The sequence below is a fragment of the Herbaspirillum rhizosphaerae genome, assembly GCF_046025915.1.
In the GTDB taxonomy this organism is placed as follows: domain Bacteria; phylum Pseudomonadota; class Gammaproteobacteria; order Burkholderiales; family Burkholderiaceae_D; genus Herbaspirillum; species Herbaspirillum rhizosphaerae_A.
Window position 1 is genome coordinate 101,866 of record NZ_JAQQFR010000005.1, and the last position, 21,185, is coordinate 123,050.

The window sequence follows — 21,185 nt, forward strand, 5'->3', positions numbered from 1 at the left end:
ATATGCGATGCATCAAGCAACATATGTGCCAATATTTTTTGCAAATGATTCAAATGAATCAATTTTCGAAGGCATTTCAGCGCTCGGAAAAATCGCTGTACAGGAGAGAGTTGATTTTGATGATTCAAAAACAGAGGACTGTGTGAATCAAATTGTCTGCCACGGGAGCAACATCTCCCGTCACATGCATCGTCAATGCGCCACGATGGACATGGTGACGCTGCAACGTGGTGAGATTAGTTTGAATTCAGTTTCAACTCAGTTTCAACTCAGTTTCAACTCACTTTGAATTAGTTGCCCGGATGCAGTTCTCTGAGGATGTCGAGGAAGAGGTCGGCGCGATACGTCGATGGGCGAGACGATTCGGTGACGGCGCAGATCGGGTGATGATAGGACGGACTGCCGTTTCTCACCTTGAGCGCATAGCGCTTGCCGAGCAGTTGTACATAGTGTACCGGCAGGATGCCGAGATAGCTGCCGGTCGCAACCAGCAAGCCGATCGCTTCCAGACCGCCGGCATCGGGGCCGCGCGCGTAGCCTTCGGTTGTCAGCGCCTGGTCGACGTAGGGATGTTGTCTGTATACCAGCGGCAGATCGTCGGCGCCGCGCTTCGGCTTCTTTGCTGCGGTATAGACGCGATGCGTTTCCGAGAACAAGGGCAGGTAATTGAATTCCCCCTCGCGCGGATACTTGCCGCGGATCGCGATGTCGACGCGATGTTCACGCAGCGCCTGATTAAGATCAGGAAAAGTCATGACGCTGATCTCCGGTCGCACATTGGGCGCGCGTTCACGCAGGACAGCCAGCGCTTCCGGGATTTTGCAATCGGGATGTGTCAGCGTGTGCTCGACGATGCCGATTGATAGCGAGCCGGACAGAACGCCATGCACCGCATCGATTTCGGAGCGGATTCGCTCCAGTGAACGCAATGCATCCGAGGCCAGCTTGAGCGCCACTTCCCCTTCGGGAGTCAGCTTGAAACCGGCCGGGCCTCGCTCGCACAGGCGCACGCCGAGACGCTCTTCCACCTCGCGCACATGGCGGCTGATGGAGGCCTTGGACATGTGCAGACGCTTCTCCGCGGCGGCGAAACCTCCGGCCTGAGCCGCATTGCAAAACACGCGCAAGGAGCGCAGGTCGCGTTCGTCGAAGTCCAGATGGATCATGATTGCCTGCCGGGAAGGTAAGTAGAGAGCGCAAAAACAAAAGGTATTAAATTTCAAGACTATACCTGCAAAACAATCATTTTTTATTATCTGCATTGCTTGCTACAGTCAGCCGATCAAACGCACTCGGCTGTGTCGGCACATGCGCTGGCGTTGATCTTGCATTGGCATTGGCTGGCTGTTTTTATCTCTGTTTTTATCTCTATTGTTCTCGTTTTTTACATTCCGTCTACTTTCCGTCCAAAGGATCTCAGGTCATGGAACAACTTACCGTAGCACCACGCACCGGCCACAAAACATTGCTGTATTCGGAGCTGGTCACCGACATGACTGATCTGAAAGCGGACATCGCCATCCTCGGCGTGCCGTTCGGTTCGGCCTATACGCCACGTCAATTCACCAACGACCAAAGCAATGCACCGCAAGCGATCCGCGATGTGACCGACCGCATCGTACGTGCGCCGGAACATTACGATTTCGATATCGATGGCCCGCTGCTGCAAGGACGCAGCGATATCCGCTTTGTCGATTGCGGCGACGTGCTGCCCGACCTCGCCGTACCCGGCGATCATCAACGCCGTGCCGAGCTGGCGATTCGTCAGATCTTGCGTGGCGGCGGCATGCCGATTGTGCTGGGCGGCGATCACGGCATCACCAATCCGGTGTTGCGTGGCTTCGATGAAGTGGGGCCGGTCACCATCGTGCACATCGATGCGCATCTGGATTGGCGCGATGAAGTCAACGGCGTGCGCGACGGTTTATCCAGCGTGATTCGCCGTGCATCCGAGTTGCCATTCGTGAAGCACATCGTGCAGATCGGTTTGCGCGCACAGGGCAGCGGACGTCCTGCCGATTACGAAGCTGCAAAAGCCTGGGGCTCTGATCTGATCTCAGCGTATGAGCTGCACGATATCGGCATGGATGCAGTGTTGGCGCGCATCCCTGATGGCGGCAACTATTACCTGACCATCGATGCCGACGGTCTCGATCCGACTATCATGCCGGCCGTCGATGGCCCGGCGCCCGGTGGCGTGAATTTCGTGCAGGCGCGCAAGCTGATTCACGGGCTGGTGAAGAAGGGGCGTGTGGTCGGCATGGACATCGTTGAGATTCAGCCAATCAAGGATAACGCCAGCAAACTGACTTGCGTCACGGCCGGTCGACTGATCGTCAATCTGATCGGCGCGACGATTCGCGCCGGTTATTTCGACAAGAAGAACAAAGCGTAATCAACTGCATCACTTCACCCCACACTTTCACTGAGGCTCTCATGGAACACACGCGCATTCGCAGATTCAATACCAAAGACACCTATCCAGAACAAAACATCGACAACGACCTGTGCCAGGCAGTCGTCGCGCGCGGCACGACCGTCTTCCTGCGCGGTCAGATCGGGCAGAATCTGGATACCTCCGAAAGCGTCTGCATCGGTGACGTCAAAGGCCAGACCGAGCAAGCGATGTACAACATCGACATGCTGCTCAAGGAAGCCGGCGGCAAGCTGGAGCATATCTGCAAGGTGACGATTTATATCTCCGATCCCCGCTATCGCGAAGATGTGTATCGCGTGGTCGGTCGCTGGCTCAAAGGCGTGTTTCCGGTATCGACCGGTATCGTGGTGTCGGCGTTTGCACGTCCGGAATATCTGGTGGAGGTCGACGCGACCGCCGTCATTCCTGATTAAGAATGATTGGCGCGCTGCCCGATCTGTTCGAGCAGCCTCTGTCCTTCTTCACTGTTGAACCAGGCGGCATGGCCGAGGTAGTAAGTGTCGTACGCCAGCGAAGCATTTTTCTCCGAGCGCGTGATGCCATGGAAATAGGCCAGCTCGGCCAGTGCAAATTCCGCATGCACCAATGGTAGCAACGCTGCCAGCGCTTTCCATTGACGCGAAGTCAGCGGACGGATCAGGTGGTAGCCGTCCAGCAGGGCATCGAGCAGATCGGGATGCGCTACGTTCGGCTTGCCTGCCTGTGCATCTTGCGTATTTTGCGCATCCTGTATTGCCAGCCACTCGATGATATTGCGCTCGATCGCCGTCGCCAGATCGTGCAGGGCGCAGGTGCGGTCGCTGAGACCGAAGTCGAGGATAGTTTCCACACCAGCTGCCGCGCTGCGGTCGGTCCACAGCAGATTCGACGCATGCCAGTCGTTGTGTGTCCAGAGCGGTGTCAGTTCGTCCAGATAAGGGCGCAGCTTATCGTGGAAGGGCAGCAGCATCGTCGCGGTTTCATCGCGCCAGTTGCGCTGCTTCAGATAATCGCCAATGGCCGGGCGCTGTTCGACATAGCGTTGTAGCGCCGGCATCGGATCCTGCTGCGAAAAGATCGTGAAGCTCGATACCAGCGTCTGCGCCTTGCGCGCGGGTGCGGCGTAGTCTTCTGCAGCCAGATGCAGGCGTGCCAGCGCCTTGCCCGCTTCATGCGCGTGCACGCGGCTGGTGAAGGGCGTCCATGACACTGCGTCACGGTACAGGTCGATGCCCGAGGCCACGCTGTGCACTTCGTACGTCCAGTGATCATCCGTGATGGCGGTCGCGCCGTCAGTGGTGGTCAGCACTTCGCTTACAGCGATGCCGCGGCTGCGCAGGTGATTGATGAAGCCGTGTTCTTCGCTCAGGCCGTCAACGTCGCGCACCGAGATATGGTGGCGTTTAACGAACACTTCCATCGTTGACGTCGTCATCACGCAACCCGCCGAGAACGGTCGCGGGCTATGCCACACCAGACGCTTCGGAATCCCGGCCTGCGGATAATGCTGCAGCACGCGTGTGACTTCGGCCGACGTCAGCGCCGGCCAGTCCGAAATCACCGCGTCGGCATTCATGCCGTGGCTGAGGACGCGGGTCAGGTGATGGGAAGCGGCTTCCATGCAGGCGCTCGCCGATCAGAAATCGTATTGCACCGTCAGGCGCGCCAGACGCGGGGCACCGAGATGCAGGTAACTGTCGCCCAGCGACTCGCCGGTGTCTTTCCAGTAGCGCTTGTCGAAGATGTTGTCGACGGTCAGGCGCACGGTGGTTGGATGGCCGCTCATGCGGGTCTGATAGCGCAAGCCGGCGTTGAAGATATGGTAAGCCGGTACGGTGGCGCTCCCGTCGCGGGTGGCTGCCTTGCTGCCGCTGTACAGCCAGCTGCCTTGCAGATTCAGGCCCGGCACGGCTGCCAGCGCATAGTCGGCATACACCGCGCTGCGCACGCGCGGCACGTTGATTGCCTGCTTGCCGTCATAGGCTGCTGTGCCGGTACCGTCGGCGCGCGCCTGGATGAAGGCCATGCTGGCGACCAGGCGAAGCTGTTTGGTGACGTTGCCGGAGGCGCCGAGCTCGATGCCGGTATGGGTTTCCTTGCCTTGCTGGACGTAGGTGAACGTGGTGCCGCTGGCGTCCGGTTGCGGATACTCATAGGCTTTCTTCATGCGGAAGATTGCCGAGGTAAAGCTCAGGTCTTTGCTCCAGTCGTATTTGAAGCCGGCTTCCAGTTGACGCGCCACCGACGGCGGCAGCGTCGTCGGATAGTTGCTTTCCCAGAAAGCGGCAGATGTGCCCATGCTCAGCGTCTCGGCATAGCTGCCATACAGCGACATGTTGGCTTGCGGTTTGAAGATCAGCGCCAGTTGCGGCAGGAACTGGTTGCGGTCGGTATCACGCGTGGTAACGCCGGTGGAGTTGTAGGTTTTTTCTTTCAGCCAGACCTGGCGTCCACCTGCCAGTACTTGCCAGCGATCGCTGAACTGTACGCGGTCGGTGAAGAAGATGGCTTGCTGGCGGCTATCCAGATTACGATACGACGCCGGAATAGGATCCGTCGCGGCTGGCAACACGGCCGGCGTTGCGGCGTAAATATTGTCGCTGCCGACCGGAATCGAAATGCCATCCGACTTGTCGACCACGCGGCGCGACATGCTCAGGCCGGCGGTCAGACTATGTTTGATGAAGCCGGTGTTGAAGTTGCCCTGCAATACCGCCTGGCCTTCATCGTTACGGCGGGTGTCGTCGGGGCTGCGATAGTCGTAGACGTCAAAGTCGCCGTTGGCGGCGAAGGTCGGCGAGAAACTGGTCGCCACATTGCTGCCGTAAGGGAACGCCAGGTAGTCGTCGATGACGGCACGGCTCCGGCCGACGTTGACGTAGGCGCTCCAGTTGTCGTTCAACTCGACATCGAAGCGCGTATTCATGTTGAGCGAATCGATGCGTACCGGCTGCACCCAGGATTGCGGTGACAGCATGGTGCTCGGTGACACATTGGACGGCACGGTTTTTCCGCCCAGCAGTTGATAGCCGGCGACCGACTTCTGCGCTTTTTTCTGATATTCGATGTTGAACTGCAAATGCGCCGTGGACGTGATGTCCCAGTTCGCCGCGATCGAAGCGAAGTCGCGATAGCCGTTGCTGTTGTTGACGTAGGAATTGATATCTTCATGCGCAGCGTTGACGCGCAGTCCGAATTGCTTGCGATCGCCGAACAGCGTTCCCAGATCGGTCGACACATAGCGCGATCCGTTGGAGTCAGTGCCGAGCATGACCGAGCGCACATCGGCCGGGCGCTTGGTGACGTAATTGACCAGACCGCCGGCGTTGACGACACCGCCTTGCAGGCCGGACAAACCTTTGACGATTTCAACCTGTTCCTTGTTCTCCAGCGCGATGTTCTGTTCGCCGACAACGGACAGGCCGTTGATGCGGTAACCGCTCGCCAGATCCAGCGGAAATCCACGCACACTGATGTTCTCGTAATAGCCGACCGGCGCATAGTTCTCGCCGACGCTGGCGTCGTTCTTGATGACGTCGCTGAGCAGGCGGGCTTGCTGATCCTTCCATTGCGCTTCGGTCACGACGGCAACCGAAGCCGGTGTATCGAGCAGCGGCGTGTCGCCGAAACCGGCGATGTTCGACGAGCGTGCGCGATAGGTCGAACCGGACGAGTCTTCAGCCGTAACGCTGACGGTTGGCAACGAACCGGCTTCGGCCGGTTCTTCGGCGCGAGCGCTGTTGATGAAGACGCACGGTGCGCTGGCCAGCGTCAGGGAAATGGCGAGAGGAGAAAAACGTTTCATCGGTATTGCTTTACTTTGCTTGAAGATGATGCGAACAGACTGTCTATTGTTGCCCGCGTGCGGTACGAACGGCGCGGGCCAGGTCAATCACCGACATGGCGTAGAAATAGCTGCGGTTGTACTGCGTGATGGCGAAGAAGTTGTTGGTCGCCAGCCAGTGATCGGTCGGCGCGGTACCGTTCTGCAAATCGACCACGCCATAGCGCAATCCCGCAGGCAGCTCTGCGCCGGGGACGACGCCGGCGGCTTTCAGCTCATCCGGCGAAAACTTGGCTTCGAGGCCTTGGTTGATCAGGTCTTCGGCTTTGGCTGCATCGGTGACGGTGGCCGGGAAGACGGTTGGTTCGCCGCGTTGCCAGCCATGGATCTTGAGGAAGTTGGCAACGCTGCCGATGGCGTCCACCGGCGAGTTGCGCAGATCGATCTTGCCGTTACCGTCAAAATCGACAGCGTACTGACGGATGCTGCTTGGCATGAATTGCGGCCAGCCGATGGCACCGGCATAGGAGCCGAGCAACGAGAACGGATCGACATTCGACTCACGCGCAAACAGCAGGGTGTTTTCCAGCTCGCCACGGAAGAAGGCCATACGCGCGTCGCGGTTGGCGGTCTTGGGATAATCGAAGGTCAGCGTGGTGATGGCATCCATCACGCGGAAGTTGCCGGTGTTGCGGCCGTAGACGGTTTCCACGCCGATGATGCCGACGATGATCTCGGCCGGCACACCGTATTGTGCTTCTGCCCGGGACAGCGCCAGTTCGTGTTCATTCCAGAAATCGACGCCGGCGTTGATGCGTTTCGGCTCGACGAAACGAGCGCGGTAGGCTTGCCAGTTTTTCGGCTTGCCGCTGGGTGCGGGTTTGATCAGCTGGATCGCGGTGTCGAGATAACGTGCCTTGTTGAAGACAGCTTGCAGTGTGGCTTTGTCGAAACCGTTGCGCTCGACCATCTCGTCGATGAAGGCGTTGACTTCCTTCCACTGGCTGAAGTTGGCGAATTCGCCGTCGTCGGCTTGGGCGGCTTTCTTCTTCGGCTTGGCTTTTTGCTTGGTGGCTTTACTGCCGGCCTTGCTCTTGGACGTAGCGGTCGTCGACTCCGCATGGACGGCCACCGGGTTCAGGAAAGCCAGGGAAAGTGCCAACAAGCCAAGCAGGGAAGTGGGAAAGCTGAAGCGGAAGCTATGTTTCATCGACATGGATAGGCACAAGTTCATGGAAATTCAGGACAATCGGAATGCTTCATCGCGCCGCTGCTCGTAAGCTGGCTGACAGGCAAGTCAGCCAGTATACATGAACGACTGGGCGGTCCGTACCACGCCCGCCTCGAGGATGTACACTAGCATCACGGCCCGACGTCTTTGAAACGGATGCATGGACGGTGGAGACAAGAACGGGCGAGACCTGCTCACGGGCAGCTATTCAAAAAGACAACAATGACTACCGCTTTCTATACGCATTCCGACTGCCAGCGCCATGAGATGGGTGAATGGCATCCCGAGACACCGCTGCGCCTGCAGGCGATTGAAGATCAACTGATCAGCAGCCGCATCGACCAGTTTCTGGATCGCCGCGAAGCGCCGTTGGCTGACATCGCCGACATCGAACGCATCCATACCGCCAATGCGGTCTCCCTGATTCGCGACAACGCTGCTGCGCTGGCCGAGAGCGGCGCTGCACACTATCCGCTCGATGGGGACACTTCCATCAATCAGCACAGTTGGAAGGCTGCCTTGCGCGCCGCCGGTGCGGCCGTGGCCGCAACGGATGCGGTTATCTCCGGCGAGCTGGAAAACGCCTTTTGCTCGGTGCGTCCGCCAGGGCATCACGCCACGCCGACGACGCCGATGGGTTTTTGCCTGTTCAACAACGTCGCCATCGCGGCGCGCCACGCCATCGACGTGCATGGGCTCGAGCGCGTCGCCATTGTTGATTTTGACGTGCATCACGGCAACGGCACCGAAGAGGCCTTCAAGCACGATCCGCGCGTGCTGATGGTGAGTTTCTTCCAGCATCCGTTCTATCCGTTCAGCGGCGCCGATCCCGCTGAGCCGCATATCCTCAACGAGCCGCTGCCGGCGTATACCGCAGGCGATGTCGTGCGCAAGCTGGTGACGGACAAATGGCTACCGGCGCTGCATGCACATCAGCCGCAGATGATTTTTATCTCGGCCGGTTTTGACGCGCACCGCGAAGACGACATGGGGCAGATGGCGCTGGTGGAGGCCGATTACGCCTGGATGACGAAGCAGATCATGGACGTGGCGCGGCAACATTCCAGCGGCCGTATCGTCAGTTGTCTGGAGGGCGGCTACAACCTGTCAGCGCTGGGCCGCAGCGTGGTGGCGCATCTCAAGGTGCTCGCCGATCTGGATTGAACGCCGTGCTACGCCGCTTCCAGCTTGTCATAAGCGGCGACAATCGCATCTGCCACCGCACGCACGCGGGCAGTGCGGTTGAGGTCGTCATGCAGTACCAGCCACATGTCGTAAGGCTCTGAGCGATCCGGCCATAGCCGCACCAGTTGTGGCATGGTGTCCGCCATATAGGTTGGCAATTCGCCGATGCCTAATCCCGCCGCCACCGCTTCCATCAGCATCAATCCTGAACTGACTTCCATCGCCACCCGGGCGTTGGCGGTCGACTCGCCGCAAATGGTTTCGATTTGCGAGGTGTAGATCGCGCGTTGATAAATCACCACATCGTGTCCCGCCAAGGCCGAGCCGGGCTGCGGCACGCCATGTCTTTCGACATAAGCCCTGGATGCATACAAACCAACGGCAAGCCGCTTCAGATGGCGCGAGATCAGATCCGGACTGGTCGGACGCAGGCTGCGAACCGCCAGATCGGCTTCGCGCCGGGTGAGGTTGGAGACTTGCGTCGAAGTCGTCAATACCACACGGATCGCCGGGTGCTCGACCGCCAGTAATTGCATGGCCGGCATTAGCACATGCTTGGCCATGGTGTCGGTGGCCGCCACGCGCACTACGCCACACAGACGTTCGTCGATGCCCTGCATCTGGCGTTGCAGCTGGTCGGCGGCTTGTTCCATCTTTTCCACGGCGGCAATCGCCAGATCGCCTGCAGGTGTGGCGACATAGCCGGCTGGCGTGCGCAGGAAAAGGCGCGCGCCCAGCGATTTTTCCATCGCGTTGAGCCGACGGCCGACGGTAGCCTGGTCGATCTGCAATTGCTCGGCAGCGCCGCGCAGCGTGCCGGCCCGCTGTATTGCCAGAAAAATACGCGCGTTATCCCAGTCCATGATCCCAGCCCATGCTTGTTTTCAGCGAAATTGAAGAGTGATTGAGTGATGCATTTTTGCATCATAGTCATGAGGTTATGCTTATTTATTGCATTGTGAAAGAAGCATAAAATGGCACCTTGCTCGTATTCCCGGTTGCCAGGCTGGCCTTGAGAAGCACGTTTGCCAGCATCCCCACAGAAAGAGAAGTGCCCCATGTCAACACAATGTCCTTCGCAGACGGTGTCTGCAACCGCGGCTGCAGCCCTGCCTGCCGCTGCTAAGCTGAAAACACTTCACCCTGCCCATGTTGGCTTGCTGCCCCTGATCACGCTCGCCATCGGCTTCGTCATGGCCATGCTGGACGTGACCGTCGTCAATGTCGGTCTGTCATCGATTGAGAAAAGCCTCGCCACACCGCTCAGCATGCTGGTGTGGATCGTCGACGGCTACACGCTGAGCTTTGCCGCCATGCTGCTGGTCGGCGGCGCGCTGGCGGATCGTTACGGCGCCAAAAATATTTACTTGCTTGGCCTGGTGCTGTTCGTGGTGGCATCGCTGCTATGCGGTGCGGCGCCGAATGGCGGTATGCTGGTCGCGGCGCGTTTGCTGCAAGGTCTGGGGGCGGCGTTCTTCATGCCGAGTTCTTTGAGCCTGCTGACACATGTCTATGAAGATGATCGCGTACGTGCCCGCATGCTGGGCGTGTGGTCGGCGACAGTCGGCGGCGCAGCGGCAGTCGGCCCACTGGTGGGCGGCATCCTGATTCATTCTTTCGGCTGGCGCAGCGTGTTTTTGATCAACGTGCCGGTCGGCTTGCTGGGCCTGTTCATGGCCGTCAAGATGATTCCTGCGGTGGAAAAGCACATGCGCGCGCTGACCATCACCAGCCACTTCCTCGGTGTACTGATGTTGGCGGCGCTGAGCTTTGTGCTGATTCAAGGCCCGGTCTACGGCTGGACGTCGATGCCTATTATCACCGCCGTCATCGTCGTGCTGTTGGCTTTGGGTACGCTGGTGCAGCGTGAACGCAGCGGGTCGGTGCCGTTGTTGCCACGTGCCTTGTTCGCCACGCCACAATTCGCGGCAGCCAACGGCATCGGCTTCCTGATCAACTTCGGCGTGTACGGTCAGTTCTTTTTCCTGGCGTTGTTCCTGCAGCAGGCACGTGGGGCGGATGCTTTGCAAACCGGTTTGCAGATGGTGCCGATGATGGCGGTGATTTTCATCGGCAATTTGAATTCGGGACGCATGACTGCGCGTTGGGGGCCACGTTTGCCGCTGCGCCTGGGCTTGACGGTCGGCGCCGTGTTTTCGGCATTGCAGATGGCGCTGACGCCTGAGACGCCGTACTGGATGGTGGCTGTCGCTGGCGCGTTGGCCAATCTGGGTATCAGCACTGCAATTCCGGCCATGACTACCGCCGTTATGCAAGTCGCCGGCAAGGTCAATTCCAACAGCGCTGCCGCCGCCTTGAACGCAAATCGCCAGATCGGCGCGCTGGTTGGCGTGGCGCTCATGGGGGCGATCCTGCATACCTTTACCGGCTGGACGACCCGCATCATGTTGGCTTACGGTGTGATCGCCATCGTCTATGTACTGGCGCTGGTGTTGGTATTGCGTTACATCAATACGCGCTCGGCGACGACCACTGCACCGGTTGCCCCAGCTGGCGAATAAGTATCGGTTGTACGTTCTTTTTGGAAGCAAATAGGCCGCAGGCCGTAAAATAGCGGCTTATTTTGCAAAAAAGAAGAATTCCGCATGTCTATTCAATGGTTCCCAGGTCACATGAACGCCGCCCGCAAGAAGGCGGCGGAAGCGATGGAAAAGGTCGACCTGGTCATCGAGGTGCTCGACGCGCGCCTGCCGCAGGCCAGCTGTAACCCGATGATTGAGCAGATTCGTCTGTTTCGTCAGCGCCCTTGCCTGAAGATCCTCAACAAGAGCGATCTGGCCGATCCGGCCGTCACGCAAGCCTGGATCGCGCATTACAACAGTCAGAAAAACGTCAACGCCGTCGCCCTGAGCTGCAAGAAGCCCAGCGACGTCGCCAAGGTGCCCAAGCTGGCACTGGCGCTGGCATCGCACCGCGGCACGCCGCTCAAGCCCCTGCGCATGATGATCATGGGCATTCCCAACGTCGGCAAGTCGACGCTGATGAATGCACTGCTCAAGAAGCGCGTGGCTGCCGTCGGCGACGAGCCGGCCGTGACCAAGACCCAGCAGCGTCTTTACCTGGGCAACAACATGGTGCTGATCGATACGCCCGGCATGCTGTGGCCGAAGATCATGCATCCGAGCGATGGCCTGATGCTGGCAGCCAGTCACGCGGTCGGCAGCAACGCACTGATCGAAGAAGAAGTCGCAACCTTTCTCGCCGATGAGTTGCTCAAGCGCTATCCGCAATTGCTGGCGGCGCGCTATGGTTTCAAGACCGAAGGCATGGATGGCGTGGCGGTAGTGGAAGGTGTGGCAGCCAAGCGCGGCTTCCGTCTCAAGGGCGGCGATTTCGATTATGAGAAAGCCGCACATACTTTCCTGCAAGACTATCGTACCGGCGCGCTCGGACGCATCACACTGGAAACGCCGCAGACACGCGCTGAATTGCTGGCCGCCTATCAGGAAGAACTGGCGATTGCCGCCGCGGAAGAGGCCGCAGAACTCGCGGCAGCCGAGGCTGAGGAAGCAGAAAGAAATCGCGGCCGTCCTGAGTAATGGCATGGCACCGTGTTTCGGCAAGGAAAAAGCTCGCTCAGGCGGGCTTTTTTATTGCGTGCGGGGAGCGATGTTGCACCCATGTTGCCGCCGGGCTTGTATCCGATAGCAGGCAGCCGTAATGAGTTGTAAAAAACGTGTCGGCCAGCCTGCTTCGATCTTACATTGCGAGGTATTCCGCATTCCGCTTGCTTCGGTGGTTTTGTATTGACCTGACATCCATGCGTGCAATGACTTTACTGATACGAGGTAATCATGGCCGATAGCGTTTTTCTCAAAGTCGAGTTCTATCTTCTTATCTTTTTCTCGCTGGTGCTGCCCGCGGCAATCTTTGCCACGATGCTGTTGAAGCGGGCGCTGGCGCGTTCCATTGTCCTGCTGTTCGGCATGTTGCTGCTGGTGCTGGCGGGGATCGATATCGTGCTGCTGAAGAAATTGGCGTGGCTGGCGAGAACCTCTTTGTCGTCGCTCGATGATGGCTTCTTCAATTCCGAAATGTCGCTGTGCCTGTATCTGTTGCCCGCCTTTTTAGGTGGCGTCGGCACCAATGTGATTTCACATATTCTGATCCGCCATCTGCGTGAAGCGGAGGACAAGTTCGACCGCGAACAGCCGGGACATTGGCGTTAGCTGTTTACATTTGATTGCCGATGGCAGCAAGATCGATGTTCTCAGTTTCCTTCGCAGGCAGGGCGGTCTGCAGGTATATCGGACGCGCAGGATGACTTACGGTGCTTCGTAGGTTTTGACCGGTACCCAACGCTGCTCTCGTATGCGATAGACGGTAAACACCGGGCTGCGGAGATTGCCGTCAGCATCAAAGGACACGAAGCCCAGCAATCCTTTATAACGAATCTTGTGCAGTTCTTCCACGATCTGCGACCGCTCCGTTGAATTGGCTTGTCTGATCGCGGCAATGAGCGTGTTGCAGGCATCGTACGACGACAGCGTGTAGACGCTGATGCTGGTGCGAAATTTTGCCGTGAAGTTTTTTTCAAACGTTTTGAATTGCGGATGTTCTTCGTAAGGCTTGCCGGGCGCCGCTGCGAAGATGCCTTCACCAACACCCTGAGTCATGCTGAGAAAAATCGGATTCATCACGCTACCGGTCAGAAAAAGTCTGGCCGGCACACGTAGCCGTTGTCGGGCACGCACGAGGTCTTCACTGCGCTGCAGGTAGCCGCTGAAGAAAATCAAATCGGCCTCTTTGGCCGCAAATTGCGACAGTGCAGCGTTGAAATCGGAGGTTTTGTTGCTGACGGTGCTTCTGCCGACGAGCTCGGTGGTAGTGCGCATCTGATCGGCGAAGGTGTCAGCCATGCGCGAGCCAAACGTGGACGTGTCATCGAGTATTGCGATGCGTTTTGCCTTTAACTCGCGGTTCGCAAACTCGGCAATGGCGGTCGCAGCGTCCTGGCTGTTGCCGATGATGCGGAAGCTGGTGTTATAGCCTTGCTGGGTGAATTCCGGTGCCGCGGCCGAGGCGCTGATGTGCGGCACACCGGCTGCGGCGTAAAGCGGCGCCGCCACATTGGTCGGCGCCGAAGTCCAGTGTCCGATGACACCGGCGACACCGGCGGTGATCATCGATTTGGCGACAAAACCTGCCACTGCGGTATCTGCCTTGTCATCGATGGCGAGCAGCTTGAAGACCAGCTTCTTTCCATTGATGGAATAGCGGTTGCGGTTGGCCTCGTCGATCGCCAGTTGGACGCCGTATTGGCCGCTCTGCGCAAGAGGCCAGGAAAGCGGACCGGCAAATCCGATCAGCACAGTCTGCGTGTTTGCTTCGGATGAAGCTGGCTGGGAGTAGAGCGAAGTAAGCAGAAGGCTGATGCCGAGCAAGCGTCGCAGGCGATGTACCGGTTTCATGTCGCTCCTTTCGAAGAGCATGCTGATAGAACGGACGGCGGGGGGAGGCGTGATGAGTTGTCAGAATAACAAATTTAATTGTTATTGAGGCAATTTCAAAGCAGGGAAAAGAGGGGCTTTGTGGCGTGGGACGAGAGGACTTACAAATAAAAAGGGCGGGCCTCCTTGGAGAGCCCGCCCTTGTTCAGCAGCTATTCAGCGATCGATTACCAGGAAGTTACAACCGAATTCTTGTACTTCTCGGTGACGAACTTCTTGATTTCAGGGCTGTGGTAAGCCTTGATCAGCTTGGCGACCCATGGCTTGTCCTTGTCTTCGACACGCACGGCGATCACGTTGACGTAAGGACCCTTGGGCGCTTCGACTGCGATGCTGTCCTTGGTTGGCGACAAGCCGGCGGATTCAGCGAAGTTACCGTTGATGGCGGCAGCGTCGAAGTCATCCAGCGAGCGTGGCAGCTGAGCAGCGTCCAGTTCGACGATCTTGACCTTCTTCGGATTGTCGATGATGTCCAGCGGGGTTGCCTTCAGGCCTGCATCAGGCTTCAGCTTGATCACGCCTTGTGCTTGCAACAGCAACAGCGCACGGCCGCCGTTGGTCGGATCGTTAGGCACGCCGATACGGGCGCCGTTTTTCAGATCTTTCAGGGACTTGATCTTCTTCGAGTACACGCCCATCGGGAAAGTGATGGTGGTGCCGACGCTGACCAGCTTGTAGCCGCGATCTTTGACTTGTGCGTCGAGGTACGGTTGGTGCTGATAGCTGTTGGCATCCAGATCGCCTGCAGCCAGTGCAGCGTTTGGTTGGATGTAATCGCTGAATTCAACGATTTGCAGCTTCAGGCCGTCTTTCTCGGCGAGCTTCTTCACTTGTTCCAGGATTTCAGCGTGCGGGCCGCCGGTAGCACCGATCTTGATCGGCTTGTCTTGCGCCAGAACAGGAGAGGACACCAGGCTGGCAGCAACGCCCAAACCTGCGAAAAACTGGATTAATTGACGACGATTCATTGTTTCCCTTTCTGTTAGATCTTCATAGCAGCGGATAGCTGCACTATTGTTTTAATGACGCGTGTTGCCTTGGCGTTTAGCGATGGCTCAGGCGTCGCACCAGGACATCGCCCAGTGTTTGCACCAATTGTACAAATACGATCAGGATCAGCACCACCGCCAGCATGACTTCCGGCAGGAAGCGCTGATAACCGTAGCGGATGCCGAGGTCGCCCAGGCCGCCGCCGCCGATCGCACCGGCCATGGCCGAGTAGCCGACCAGACTGACGAAGGTGATCGTGAGACCCGCGACGATACCAGCAAACGCTTCCGGTACCAATACTTTATAAATGATTTGCCAGGTGGTTGCACCCATGGCCTGAGCGGCTTCTACCAGACCGTGATCGACTTCACGCAACGCGGTTTCCACCAGACGCGCGATGAACGGCGCCGAAGCAATCGTCAGCGGTACGATCGCAGCGGCAGTACCGATTGACGTACCGACAAAGAAGCGCGTGAACGGGATCACCGCCACCAGCAAGATGATGAACGGCGTCGAACGCACGGCATTGACCAGCAGGCCGGCGATGCGGTTAAACGCGATGTTAGGCAGGATGCCCTTGCGTTCGGTCAGGTGCAGGGCAATGCCCAGTGGTACACCGAAGACTGCGCCCAGCAGGCCGGAGATGCCGACCATCATCAGCGTCTCGCCGAAGGAGCTGATAAAGAGATCAATCAGTTCAGATGACATGGTTCAGTTCCTCCACCACGACGCCTTGCGCACGCAGATAATTCATTGCATTGGTAATGTTCTCAGGGGTGCCGTTGGCAAGGATCGCCAGCGAGCCGAAAGCCTGACCCTGGATTTCATCGATCTGACCGTGCAGGATGTTGAAGTCCAGGTTGTAGCGGCGTACCGCTTCCGACAGATGCGGCTGATCCACACCCGAGCCGGTGAAGGCAAAACGGAACAGGTGATCAGTGCCTGCGCCATCCTTGGTATTGGCCAGACGCTCGCGCAGGCGTGCCAGCACGCCCTTGGGCAGTTCGTGCGCGATCACGTCACCGATCAGGGCGCGCGTGACTTCATGCTTGGGCTCGCGGAACACGTCGAGCACTTCACCCTGTTCGATTACCTCGCCAGCCTCCATCACTGCGACGCGGTCGCAGATCACCTTGATGACTTCCATCTGGTGGGTGATCAGTACGATCGTCAGGCCGAGTTCCTTGTTGATCTTGCGCAGCAGTTCGAGAATCGAACGTGTGGTTTCCGGATCAAGTGCGGAAGTGGCTTCATCTGACAGCAACACTTTAGGGTTGTTGGCCAGCGCGCGGGCGATGCCCACACGTTGCTTCTGGCCACCGGAGATTTGCGCCGGATAGCGGTTTTTCAGGGCGGTCAGGCCGACCAGCTCCAGCAACGGTTCTACTTTCTTGGCGATCTCAGACTTGGACAGACCGGCCAGTTCCAGTGGCAGGGCGATGTTGTCATACACCGTGCGCGAAGACAGCAGGTTGAAATGCTGGAAGATCATGCCGATGTGGCGGCGCGCATCGCGCAGGTCATCGGCTGACAGCGTCGTCATGTCCTTGCCGTCGAGGATGATGTTGCCGGAGGTCGGACGATTCAACAGGTTGATGGTGCGCACCAGTGTGCTCTTGCCGGCGCCGCTGCGGCCGATGATGCCGAAGACTTCTCCCTTGCGGATGGACAGGTTGACGTCGCGTACTGCGTCAACCGTGCCGTTGCCGCTTTGGAAGCGTTGGGTTACCCCCCGTATTTCAATCATATTGCTTTCGATCATGTTGCAATGAAAAAGGCAGCAGACCGGCCTCGTGGGCCACCTGCTGCCTATATTTTTTATATAGAAGCGTGATTTTATGAGGATTTCGTTACACGAGGAACTACATTTTGCATATTCCCTAATGAGTAAAAGGCATAACCACGCGGTTTTGTAGCGCAAATGGCGAGAATGGATGAAATTCTCCGCACGATCCTCAACAGGATTGTTTAAAAGCAATTTTATTGCTGCCGTACGTAGTTGCTGCCATTGAACCCTTACGCTGAAAGTTCTGTCTTCACAGGCTAAGATAGCCGGCATCGGGATCAGTGTCACCGTGTTCGTTGCCGTTGTCGGAGCTAAGGAAAAGCATGTCATACGTCTATAAAACAATGGAGTCGCCGGTCGGTCAGTTGACCTTGGTAGGGCGGGGCGAGAAGCTTGCGGCCATTCTGTGGGAGGACGACAAGCCGACCAGAGTAAAACTTGGTGAACTGACGCTGAAACCTGAAAGCGCCGTCCTGCTGGAGACGGAGAGGCAACTGAACGAATACTTCGCCGGCAAGCGCAAACATTTTGATGTAGAGCTGGATTTCACCGGTACCGATTTCCAGAAGCGCGTGTGGGCCGCCTTGCTGACCATTCCTTTCGGTGAAACCCGCAGCTACGGCGACATCGCTCGCGAGCTCGGCGACATCAAGGCGGTGCGCGCGGTTGGTGCGGCCAACGGCAAAAATCCCATCTCCATCATCGCGCCATGCCATCGCGTGATCGGCGCCTCAGGTGAGCTGACGGGTTTTGCCGGCGGCCTCAAGGCCAAGGAGCTGCTGCTCACACTGGAAGGTGCACATGCCTTGCACAACAAGCCCGGCACCGGTGTTCCGCAAAAGCGTCGCAACAAACACAAGCAGCCGGATCCGAATCAGAGTTTGCTGTTTGCGGACTGACAGCGCATGGCAATGTAGAAGTAGAAAATTCTCCGCACAATGAAAAAGGCCTCGATTGATCGAGGCCTTTTTTTGTACAGCGCGAAGCTGACATGGAAAGCGATGCCTTCCGGTGCGCCCGCATTCCGGAGAATGCAGGCGCAGCCGAATTACATCATGCCGTCCATACCGCCCATGCCGCCCATACCACCCATGCCGCCTGGCATACCGCCGCCCGACTTGTCTTCTGGCAGTTCTGCAACCAATGCGTCGGTTGTCAGGATCAGGCCGGCAACCGATGCTGCGTTTTGCAGAGCGGAGCGGGTGACCTTTGCTGGATCCAGAACGCCCAGCTCAACCAGGTCGCCGTAGGTGCCGTTGGCAGCGTTGTAACCGTAGTTACCAGTGCCTGCCAACACAGCGTTGATCACGACCGAAGGTTCGTCGCCTGCGTTGAATACGATCTGACGCAGTGGCTCTTCGACAGCGCGCAGAACGATCTTGATACCGGCTTCCTGGTCAGGATTGTCGCCCTTCAGGTTCTTGACGTTAGCGCGAGCGCGCAGCAGGGCAACGCCGCCGCCTGGCACAACGCCTTCTTCAACAGCAGCGCGAGTAGCGTGCAGAGCATCTTCAACGCGTGCTTTCTTTTCCTTCATTTCGACTTCGGTAGCTGCGCCAACCTTGATCAGAGCAACGCCGCCTGCCAGCTTGGCAACGCGTTCTTGCAGCTTTTCACGATCGTAGTCGGAAGTCGCTTCTTCGATTTGCGCGCGGATTTGCTTGACGCGTGCTTCGATAGCGATGGCTTCGCCGTTACCGTCGATGATGGTGGTGTTTTCCTTGCCGATTTCGATACGCTTGGCTTGGCCCAGTTCAGCCAGAGTGGCTTTTTCCAGAGTCAGGCCGACTTCTTCAGCGATCACTTGACCACCGGTCAGGATAGCGATGTCTTCCAGCATTGCCTTGCGACGGTCGCCGAAGCCAGGAGCCTTGACAGCTGCAGTCTTCAGGATGCCACGGATGTTGTTCACAACCAGAGTTGCCAGTGCTTCGCCTTCGACATCTTCAGCGATGATCAGCAGTGGACGGCCAGCCTTGGCGACTTGTTCCAGGATCGGCAGCAGGTCACGGATGTTCGAAACCTTCTTGTCGAACAGCAGGACGAATGGGTTTTCCAGAGCAACAACTTGCTTTTCTTGGTTGTTGATGAAGTATGGCGACAGGTAGCCGCGGTCGAATTGCATACCTTCGACGATGTCCAGTTCGTTTTCCAGCGACTTGCCGTCTTCCACGGTGATGACGCCTTCTTTACCGACTTTGTCCATTGCCTTGGCAATGATGTCGCCGATATCGGAATCCGAGTTAGCCGAGATCGAACCGACTTGAGCGATTTCCTTGCTGGTTGTTGTTGGCTTTGCCAGCAACTTGACTTCAGCGACGATGGCGGTAACAGCCTTGTCGATGCCGCGCTTCAGATCAGTTGGGTTGAAGCCTGCTGCAACGTACTTGAAGCCTTCGCGAACGATAGCTTGTGCCAGCACGGTAGCGGTAGTCGTACCGTCGCCTGCGTTGTCGGAAGTCTTGGAGGCAACTTCTTTAACCAGTTGCGCGCCCATGTTTTCCAGCTTGTCTTTCAGTTCGATTTCTTTAGCAACCGAAACACCGTCCTTGGTGACGGTTGGGGCACCGAAGCTACGCTCCAGAACCACGTTACGGCCCTTAGGACCCAGAGTTACCTTAACTGCGTTTGCCAGGATGTTGACGCCGTTGACGATTTTTGCACGTGCGTCATCGCCGAAAATTACTTGTTTTGCTGCCATGTTGGATTCTCCAAAATTCGTTTGTATTGCGATTGAATCGGCTTGTTCAGCTGCGATCCGAGTGTTCGCTGCCGGCGCAATGCGTCTGCATCGCGCCAATGCAGAGGAGGTCGATTATTTTTCGACGACGGCGAACAGGTCTTCTTCGCGCATGACCAGCAGTTCCTGGCCATCGATCTTCACGGCTTGGCCGGAGTACTTACCGAACAGAACGCGGTCGCCGACCTTGACTGCCAGCGGACGAACCTTGCCGTCATCCAGGATCTTGCCGTTGCCGACTGCCAGGATTTCGCCTTGATCTGGCTTTTCAGTTGCTGCGTCAGGCAGCACGATACCGGATGCGGTCTTGGTTTCTTGGTCGAGACGCTTGACGATAACGCGATCGTGCAAAGGACGAAGGCTCATGAAAACTCCTTAAAATTCAATAAGTTATAAATAATTGCGGCTTTTGCTGCAAAGTGTACTTAAGCCCTGCAGCAAGAAATCCGTGCCACATCGGAAAAGTGGGTAGGCCAGGAGGAGTTGTTAGCACTCTCCCCTAACGAGTGCTAAGTATAGGGGCGGAGTGGGGGTTTTTCAAGAGCGGGGTTGATTCAGGGGCGAATTAAATAGACGCGGAACTTCACTCACGGCCTGAGTTGAGAAATTGTCCTTGCGAAAACATTCCACGAGAAAATCAATGAACGCCCGGGCCCGGGCCGTCTGGTTGAGGCGGCCAGCGTAGTACACAAACAAATCGGCTGACGGTAGATTGAATTCAGGCAACACCACCTTCAGGCGCCCGCTTTCGAGATATTTGGCCAGATCCCACTCCGAGCGGATCAGGATGCCGTGGCCGTCCAGCGCCCAGCCCAGTACGATATCGCCGTCGTTGCTGGACAGCGTTCCCTGTACTTTCATGACTTCATTGTGCTGCTCATGCATGAAGCGCCAGATGCCGTAGGCGTCGTCGTTTTGGCGATGCAGGATGCAGCGGTGATGGGTGAGATCCGCCAGCGTGGTCGGGGTACCGTATTGCGCCAGATATAAAGGCGAGGCGCACAGGAAGCGGCGGTTGGTCATCAGGCAACGCGCATTGAGGCGCTGATCGGGCAGCGCGCCGAAGCGGATGGCCATGTCAAAGCCGCCGTCGACCAGGTCGACCGGCCGGTCGGTGAGTTCGACTTGTATCTCGACGTAAGGATGCAATTTGGCGAATTCCGATACCAGCGGGGCGATGGTGGTGCGGCCGAAACCCAGCGTGGTGTTGACGCGCAAGGGGCCGCGTAACTCGCTGCTGCTGCTGGAGACGGCTTCCTCCATTTCGCGCAATTGGGCAAGAATGCGCGTGGCGTGGGCGAGATAGGTTTCGCCCTCGGTGGTCAGGCTGATGCGCCGCGTGGTGCGGTTGAGGAGCCGCACGCCGAGCCGGCTTTCCATCTGCGACAGGCGTTTGGTGGCCGCGGGCGGGGTGATGTCGAGTGCGCGCGCAGCGGCGGACAGATTGCCGTGGCGGGCAATCAGGACAAAAAATTCCAATTCGGAAGCGAGGTCGTTTTTCACCAAAAGTTAATAATCATCTGATTTTTGGTGAAGTATAGGCCGGTCTTCCGCGAATAAGCTAGCGCTTCTACATCCATTC

Annotated in this window: 20 protein-coding genes; 8 read left to right on the forward strand and 12 right to left on the reverse strand. The window is 57.7% G+C overall.

What is annotated here, in order from left to right; all coding sequences use genetic code 11:
• Window positions 1-7 precede the first annotated feature (7 nt).
• Complete coding sequence (locus PQR63_RS09195) at window positions 8-289, forward strand: hypothetical protein (protein WP_408167548.1); 282 nt, start codon at window positions 8-10, stop codon at window positions 287-289.
• 1 nt (window position 290) lies between these two features.
• On the opposite strand, the gene PQR63_RS09200 is transcribed toward PQR63_RS09195, so the two are convergent.
• Window positions 291-1,166 (reverse strand): LysR family transcriptional regulator, encoded by an 876-nt coding sequence (locus PQR63_RS09200; RefSeq protein WP_408167549.1) that lies wholly within the window; start codon window positions 1,164-1,166, stop codon window positions 291-293.
• A gap of 257 nt (window positions 1,167-1,423) precedes the next feature.
• Here PQR63_RS09200 and PQR63_RS09205 point away from each other — a divergent pair, with 257 nt between their 5' ends.
• Together PQR63_RS09205 and PQR63_RS09210 are read left to right on the forward strand one after the other, a co-directional pair.
• Window positions 1,424-2,395: an agmatinase gene (locus PQR63_RS09205; protein WP_408167550.1), complete on the forward strand. Its 972-nt coding sequence runs from the start codon at window positions 1,424-1,426 to the stop codon at window positions 2,393-2,395.
• Between the two features lie 41 nt (window positions 2,396-2,436).
• Complete coding sequence (locus PQR63_RS09210) at window positions 2,437-2,850, forward strand: RidA family protein (protein ID WP_116434920.1); 414 nt, start codon at window positions 2,437-2,439, stop codon at window positions 2,848-2,850.
• On the opposite strand, the gene PQR63_RS09215 is transcribed toward PQR63_RS09210, so the two are convergent.
• Genes PQR63_RS09215 through mltB form a run of 3 tightly spaced genes read right to left on the reverse strand, consistent with a single transcriptional unit; the run spans window position 2,847 to window position 7,416 of the window.
• The gene (locus PQR63_RS09215; protein WP_408167551.1) at window positions 2,847-4,037 is read right to left on the reverse strand and encodes a phosphotransferase enzyme family protein; all 1,191 of its coding nucleotides are present in this window, start codon (window positions 4,035-4,037) and stop codon (window positions 2,847-2,849) included. The two genes, PQR63_RS09210 and PQR63_RS09215, sit on opposite strands and share 4 nt — an antisense overlap.
• A gap of 15 nt (window positions 4,038-4,052) precedes the next feature.
• Entirely contained in the window at window positions 4,053-6,221 is a 2,169-nt protein-coding gene (locus PQR63_RS09220; protein WP_408167552.1) for a TonB-dependent siderophore receptor, read from the reverse strand.
• Between the two features lie 43 nt (window positions 6,222-6,264).
• Window positions 6,265-7,416: a lytic murein transglycosylase B gene (mltB, locus tag PQR63_RS09225; protein ID WP_408167554.1), complete on the reverse strand. Its 1,152-nt coding sequence runs from the start codon at window positions 7,414-7,416 to the stop codon at window positions 6,265-6,267.
• 237 nt (window positions 7,417-7,653) lie between these two features.
• Here mltB and PQR63_RS09230 point away from each other — a divergent pair, with 237 nt between their 5' ends.
• Window positions 7,654-8,595: a histone deacetylase family protein gene (locus PQR63_RS09230; protein ID WP_408167555.1), complete on the forward strand. Its 942-nt coding sequence runs from the start codon at window positions 7,654-7,656 to the stop codon at window positions 8,593-8,595.
• An 8-nt stretch (window positions 8,596-8,603) separates the two neighbouring features.
• Here the strand turns inward: PQR63_RS09230 and PQR63_RS09235 are convergent, their stop codons facing one another.
• Window positions 8,604-9,479: a LysR family transcriptional regulator gene (locus PQR63_RS09235; RefSeq protein ID WP_408167557.1), complete on the reverse strand. Its 876-nt coding sequence runs from the start codon at window positions 9,477-9,479 to the stop codon at window positions 8,604-8,606.
• Window positions 9,480-9,674: 195 nt separating this feature from the next.
• On the opposite strand from PQR63_RS09235, the gene PQR63_RS09240 reads away from it, so the two are divergent.
• From PQR63_RS09240 to PQR63_RS09250, 3 genes are all read left to right on the forward strand, one after another.
• Window positions 9,675-11,138 carry an MFS transporter gene (locus PQR63_RS09240; RefSeq protein WP_408167559.1) on the forward strand — a complete coding sequence of 488 codons (1,464 nt, stop codon included), beginning with the start codon at window positions 9,675-9,677 and terminating at the stop codon, window positions 11,136-11,138.
• 84 nt (window positions 11,139-11,222) lie between these two features.
• Window positions 11,223-12,176, forward strand: a complete 954-nt coding sequence (gene ylqF / locus PQR63_RS09245; RefSeq protein ID WP_408167560.1) for a ribosome biogenesis GTPase YlqF — start codon at window positions 11,223-11,225, stop codon at window positions 12,174-12,176.
• 255 nt (window positions 12,177-12,431) lie between these two features.
• A complete protein-coding gene (locus PQR63_RS09250; protein ID WP_408167562.1) occupies window positions 12,432-12,806 on the forward strand; it encodes a hypothetical protein in 375 nt (124 codons plus the stop codon).
• A 96-nt stretch (window positions 12,807-12,902) separates the two neighbouring features.
• On the opposite strand, the gene PQR63_RS09255 is transcribed toward PQR63_RS09250, so the two are convergent.
• The 4 genes from PQR63_RS09255 to PQR63_RS09270 all read right to left on the reverse strand — a co-directional run bounded on the left by PQR63_RS09255 (window position 12,903) and on the right by PQR63_RS09270 (window position 16,824).
• A complete protein-coding gene (locus PQR63_RS09255; RefSeq protein WP_408167563.1) occupies window positions 12,903-14,048 on the reverse strand; it encodes a branched-chain amino acid ABC transporter substrate-binding protein in 1,146 nt (381 codons plus the stop codon).
• A 206-nt stretch (window positions 14,049-14,254) separates the two neighbouring features.
• A complete protein-coding gene (locus PQR63_RS09260; protein WP_408167564.1) occupies window positions 14,255-15,055 on the reverse strand; it encodes a MetQ/NlpA family ABC transporter substrate-binding protein in 801 nt (266 codons plus the stop codon).
• 76 nt (window positions 15,056-15,131) lie between these two features.
• Window positions 15,132-15,785 (reverse strand): methionine ABC transporter permease, encoded by a 654-nt coding sequence (locus PQR63_RS09265; RefSeq protein ID WP_094562901.1) that lies wholly within the window; start codon window positions 15,783-15,785, stop codon window positions 15,132-15,134.
• The gene (locus PQR63_RS09270; protein ID WP_408167566.1) at window positions 15,775-16,824 is read right to left on the reverse strand and encodes a methionine ABC transporter ATP-binding protein; all 1,050 of its coding nucleotides are present in this window, start codon (window positions 16,822-16,824) and stop codon (window positions 15,775-15,777) included. The genes PQR63_RS09265 and PQR63_RS09270 overlap by 11 nt, the downstream gene beginning before the upstream one ends.
• A 362-nt stretch (window positions 16,825-17,186) precedes the next feature.
• On the opposite strand from PQR63_RS09270, the gene PQR63_RS09275 reads away from it, so the two are divergent.
• Entirely contained in the window at window positions 17,187-17,762 is a 576-nt protein-coding gene (locus PQR63_RS09275; protein ID WP_408167567.1) for a methylated-DNA--[protein]-cysteine S-methyltransferase, read from the forward strand.
• A gap of 149 nt (window positions 17,763-17,911) precedes the next feature.
• Here the strand turns inward: PQR63_RS09275 and groL are convergent, their stop codons facing one another.
• The 3 genes from groL to PQR63_RS09290 all read right to left on the reverse strand — a co-directional run bounded on the left by groL (window position 17,912) and on the right by PQR63_RS09290 (window position 21,106).
• Complete coding sequence (gene groL, locus PQR63_RS09280) at window positions 17,912-19,564, reverse strand: chaperonin GroEL (RefSeq protein WP_408167568.1); 1,653 nt, start codon at window positions 19,562-19,564, stop codon at window positions 17,912-17,914.
• Between the two features lie 114 nt (window positions 19,565-19,678).
• Window positions 19,679-19,969 carry a co-chaperone GroES gene (groES, locus tag PQR63_RS09285; protein WP_007882171.1) on the reverse strand — a complete coding sequence of 97 codons (291 nt, stop codon included), beginning with the start codon at window positions 19,967-19,969 and terminating at the stop codon, window positions 19,679-19,681.
• Between the two features lie 171 nt (window positions 19,970-20,140).
• Window positions 20,141-21,106 carry a LysR family transcriptional regulator gene (locus PQR63_RS09290; protein WP_408167569.1) on the reverse strand — a complete coding sequence of 322 codons (966 nt, stop codon included), beginning with the start codon at window positions 21,104-21,106 and terminating at the stop codon, window positions 20,141-20,143.
• Window positions 21,107-21,185 lie beyond the last annotated feature (79 nt).